Source organism: Armatimonas sp., assembly GCF_043760365.1.
In the GTDB taxonomy this organism is placed as follows: Bacteria; Armatimonadota; Armatimonadia; order Armatimonadales; family Armatimonadaceae; genus Armatimonas.
Genome location: NZ_JAYUPA010000695.1, coordinates 1 through 3,769, shown reverse-complemented (window position 1 = coordinate 3,769; position 3,769 = coordinate 1). Strand labels below are relative to the sequence as shown.

The following is a 3,769-nucleotide window of genomic DNA, read 5'->3' as shown; positions in this document are numbered from 1 at the left end:
AATCGGAGTAGGGCTACAGCCGCGCACAAGGCCCGCACAGGTTCAGGAGGTGCTCGGTGAGGCTAATCGTCTGACGGGGACATTCCTGAGTGCACTGGGCAAGCTGGTCTCGACACCGCGTGAGCTCGGGAAAAACATCGGAGGCCCGATCGCCATAGCGGGGGCTGTCTCCGAAGTGGTCAAGCTGGACTGGGCCGACCGGGTACTGGCACTCTTCTCGCTCATGGGGCAGCTCTCCCTCTCCCTGTACGCGGCCAATCTCTTTGTGCCGATCCCCGTCTTTGATGGCGGTCAAGTCGTGCTGCTTCTCATTGAGGCGATCCGGCGACGGCAGCTCAGCAAAGAGCAGCAGATGGGAGTTGCGCTCGTAGGCTGGGCTCTGGTGTTAGTCCTCTTTGTGAGTGTGACGTTTAATGACATCCTGAAGCTGCTGGGAAAAGGCTAACAAGCGTGGAAACGTCCGCGAAAACGAGGATACAGCGACTTGCTCTCGCTTTGCCGGTGTGTGCTCTGATGGCACTGATACTAGGGGCGCAAAAGGCGGGCAAGCCTAGCGAGGTGGCCAAATCGAACGGAGTATCCGGTCTGACTGCCGATCCCGCACCGCACTTTGTGGCGCTACTCCCCGAGAGCCGTGCACTGGTGACGGAGCGCGGCGCGAACGCGCTCGTGATGCTGGATCTGGTGGCAGGGAAAATTCTGAGTCAGGCTCGGGTGGGCGACGAGCCGTTTTGTGTGGCCGCACGAGGCAGTGTCGCCGTGGTCACCAACTACGGCTCGGACTCACTTTCCGTGCTGGAGGTCACCCCCAATGGCCTGAGTGTCACGGCGACGATTCCCGTGGGCGATGAGCCGCGCGGCGTGGCGCTCTCGCTCGATGGCAAGCGTGCCTACGTCGCGCTGGGCGGCGAGAGCGCCGTTGTCGTGGTTGAGCTGGCGAGCCGGAAAATTACTCAGCGCCTCCCGACGGGCTTGGAGCCCTGGCATGTGGCGCTCACACCGAACGGTAAGCGGCTCACGGTGGGATGCACACGGGCGCGGACGCTCTCCGTCTATGCACTGCCCACTGGCGAGGAACTGTATACCGTTCCGCTCAATGGCCGCAATGTCCGGGAAATCGCGATCTCCCCGGATGGCAAGCAGGCCTTTGTGCCGTTTATCAATGAGCGGCGCTTCCCGGCGACAAAAGACAATATAGATCGGGGCTGGGTGGTCGGCAATCGTCTGGCACGCGTCCCGCTCACGGAGGAAGGCCCACGCGAGGCGATTGCGCTCGATACCCAAGGCGATGCACTGGGCGACGTAGACGGTTGCACGCTCTCGCCCGATGGCCAGACAATTGCACTGACGGCAGGGGGCACGCATGAGGTTGTGTTTTTCTCTAAGATTGCCGGGCTCCCGTTTGTGGCGTTCGGTGGCCCGGAAGACTACTTAGAGCCCGAGTCCATTGAGCGAGTTCGGCGCATCAAAGTGGGGGGCAGGCCGCTGGGCGCACAGTTCTCCACCGATGGCAAGCAGCTCATTGTCGCCAATGATTTTCTTAATGCCGTGCAGATACTGGACGTTGCCTCTGGGAAAGTGGCTCAGACGATCACGCTCGGTGGCCCGGCTCAGCCCTCGCAAGTGCGCCTCGGAGAGCAGATTTTTAACGATGCCAAGCGCTCGTTTCACTCCTGGTACTCGTGCGCCTCATGCCATACAGAGGGGCACACCAATGGCGGTAACTTCGATACTAAAAACGATGGCGGCTATGGCAAGCCTAAAAAGACGCTGAGCCTGCGCGGTGTTGCACAGACCGCACCGTACACCTGGCACGGCTGGCAGAAAGACCTGCGGCAGGCCATTGTGGAGTCGTTCACGAAGAGCATGCAGGGCGACGAGCCCACATCTGTTGAAGTGGACGCCGTGGAAGCCTACTTAAAAACGCTCGACTGGAAGAAATCCCCGTTTCCTGCAAATCCCGCAGGCCAGAAAGTCTTTGTGGCAAAGGGGTGTGCGAGCTGTCATGGCGGCGAGACTTACGCCACGCCGACGATTACGAAAATTGGTCTTGAAGAGTCAAATGATAGCTATGTGGGCTACAACCCACCGACACTACGCAATGTCTATAGCCGCGCTCCGTACCTGCATGATGGCCGCGCTCTGACTCTCGAAGATGTGCTCACTAGGTACCATCGGCCCAGTAAGCTCACGGGAGAATCTGATTGTACGCCTCAGGAGCTGAGAGATTTAGTGGCGTTTCTGAAGAACTTGTGAGCGTTTACCCCTCCGGCACACTGTGGCACTGGCGGCAGCGCGCTTCGTAGTGTTCGGTGGCTCCAATCAGAACCGTCGGGGCACTGGCAGGGGCGGGTTGGCCATTGATCAGCCGCTGGGAACGCGCGGCGTCGCCGCCGCAGACGGCGCAGATGGCGCGTAGCTTGACGACATTATCGGCGACGGCGATTAAGCGAGGCATGGCTCCAAACGGAGCGCCGCGAAAGTCCATGTCCAGACCGGAGACAATCACGTCTTTGCCGTCATCGGCGAGCGCTTGGCAGACCTCAAAGATTCCCGCGTCAAAGAACTGCGCTTCCTCAATGGCAATTAGCTGCGTCTCAGGAGCAATCGAGAGATAGAGTGTCGCGCTGTTTTCGGCGGCCTGTGCCTCGTGACGTGCTCCGTTGTGCGAGCGTATCACGGTGACAGGGTCTCGGGTGTCGAGTGCGGGTTTGAAAACCTGGACAGTGCGCTTGGCATAGAGTGCGCGGCGAACCAAACGAATCAGCTCTTCTGTCTTGCCAGAGAACATCGAGCCACAGATCACAGTAAGGGAGCCAGTGGGCATACCGGCCATTTTACCGCGTCGCGAATCGCTCCGAAGAATTCGCCCCGATGAACCGGGGCGTCTTATTATCCTCGTTCCTCGGACACAAAGGCCCTCCGGGCCATACCGATTTTATGGGCGGCACGCCCTTTGTGTCACGAAGGGACAATAAGACGCTCCCGTTCATGGGAGCGACTCAATTCGGGGCGAGCGCTCTAGCGCCAGCAATGCCTCTTTGCGCTCCAGGCCGCCGCCGTAGCCGGTGAGTTTTCCCCTTGCTCCGATCACACGGTGGCAGGGGACGACAATCGAGAGGGGATTTTTCCCATTGGCGAGCCCGACGGCACGGGAGGCTTTAGGGTTGCCGATACGTGCTGCCAGCTCACCGTAGGAGAGCGTCTGGCCGTAGGGAATACGCAGCAGCTCCGCCCAGACGGTTTTTTGAAAGTCAGTGCCTGAGGCGGCAAGCGGCAGCTCAAAGGCTGTGCGTGTGCCCACAAGATACTCGGTGAGCTGCCCTTTGGCTGCCACAAAGACCGGCAAGTCCGACGACTCTTGCCAGTCAGGTTGTTGTGTTGGCGCATGGCGGTGATCCGGGAGCAGATAGACTCCCGTGAGCGCCTCGCCGTTGGAGGTGAGCAGCAGCGTGCAGAGCGAGGTTTCGAGAGGCGTAAAGTAGGTCATTATTTTGTCTCCAAAGAACGCCATAGATGCATCGTGGCGTAGGCGCGCCAGGGGCGCCAGGCGTCGGCAATTTCTAAGATTTTGGTAGGGTGAGTCTCGCCCAGCGCTTTTTTGACCCCAAGGTCGGTGTGGGGAAAGGCATCCGGCCAGGCAAGGGCACGCATCGCGATGTACTGCGCCGTCCACTCCCCGATTCCCGGAAGTGCGACTAAGGCTTTTAGTGTGGCCGCCCGATCCCCGCCTCGCTCCAGGGAAATTTTACCCTCGGCGACGGCCTGT

General features: G+C 60.1%; 5 protein-coding genes. 2 read left to right on the top strand and 3 right to left on the bottom strand.

The window, feature by feature from the left end:
- Nucleotides 1–445 (top strand): site-2 protease family protein (locus ACH2EH_RS16365; protein ID WP_395143218.1); only part of this gene is annotated, 445 nt, incomplete at its 5' end.
- Between the two features lie 68 nt (nt 446–513).
- A complete protein-coding gene (locus tag ACH2EH_RS16360) occupies nt 514–2,256 on the top strand; it encodes a cytochrome c peroxidase (protein ID WP_395143216.1) in 1,743 nt (580 codons plus the stop codon).
- A gap of 4 nt (nt 2,257–2,260) precedes the next feature.
- Here the strand turns inward: ACH2EH_RS16360 and ACH2EH_RS16355 are convergent, their stop codons facing one another.
- From ACH2EH_RS16355 to ACH2EH_RS16345, 3 genes are all read right to left on the bottom strand, one after another.
- Complete coding sequence (locus tag ACH2EH_RS16355; RefSeq protein WP_395143214.1) at nt 2,261–2,827, bottom strand: thymidine kinase; 567 nt, start codon at nt 2,825–2,827, stop codon at nt 2,261–2,263.
- 162 nt (nt 2,828–2,989) lie between these two features.
- A complete protein-coding gene (locus ACH2EH_RS16350; protein ID WP_395143212.1) occupies nt 2,990–3,490 on the bottom strand; it encodes a methylated-DNA--[protein]-cysteine S-methyltransferase in 501 nt (166 codons plus the stop codon).
- Nucleotides 3,490–3,769: DNA-3-methyladenine glycosylase family protein (locus ACH2EH_RS16345; protein ID WP_395143210.1), on the bottom strand; the 280-nt coding region annotated here is incomplete at its 5' end. The genes ACH2EH_RS16345 and ACH2EH_RS16350, both read right to left, overlap by 1 nt.

Coding starts and splice junctions, on each gene's coding strand:
- ACH2EH_RS16360 (WP_395143216.1), top strand. CDS start 514: ATGGCACTGATACTAGGGGCGCAAAAGGCGGGCAAGCCTAGCGAGGTG.
- ACH2EH_RS16355 (WP_395143214.1), bottom strand. CDS start 2,827: ATGCCCACTGGCTCCCTTACTGTGATCTGTGGCTCGATGTTCTCTGGC.
- ACH2EH_RS16350 (WP_395143212.1), bottom strand. CDS start 3,490: ATGACCTACTTTACGCCTCTCGAAACCTCGCTCTGCACGCTGCTGCTC.